The sequence below is a fragment of the Pseudoalteromonas sp. ABE4_541 genome, assembly GCF_056312285.1.
The window spans coordinates 1-394 of sequence record NZ_JBSVEM010000058.1; the positions used below are offsets into that span (position 1 = coordinate 1).

Genomic DNA, 394 nt, shown 5'->3' on the forward strand with positions numbered 1-394 from the left:
AAAGATGGTGCGGAGGGAGAGACTTGAACTCTCACACCCGAAGATACTGGAACCTAAATCCAGCGCGTCTACCAATTCCGCCACCCCCGCATGGCTGGAGTACCAGGATTTGAACCTGGGAATGGCGGGATCAAAACCCGCTGCCTTACCGCTTGGCGATACTCCAACAACGTTTTACAAACCTTTTGTTAGACCCAGGGCTTGAATCTGGGGGGATGAATGAGTGAGGGATCAAAACCTCTCTCTTTCTGCCTTACCGCTTGGCGATACTCCAACTAAAGAGAAGATAGTTTTACATCTTTCAAAAGATGGTGCGGAGGGAGAGACTTGAACTCTCACACCCGAAGATACTGGAACCTAAATCCAGCGCGTCTACCAATTCCGCCACCCCCGC

General features: G+C 51.0%; 3 tRNA genes. All 3 read right to left on the bottom strand.

The window, feature by feature from the left end:
• Positions 1 to 5 precede the first annotated feature (5 nt).
• Positions 6 to 90 (bottom strand) — tRNA-Leu (locus ACW689_RS21465).
• Position 91: 1 nt separating this feature from the next.
• Positions 92 to 166 (bottom strand) — tRNA-Gln (locus tag ACW689_RS21470).
• A 143-nt stretch (positions 167 to 309) separates the two neighbouring features.
• Positions 310 to 394: transfer RNA gene (locus ACW689_RS21475), tRNA-Leu, on the bottom strand.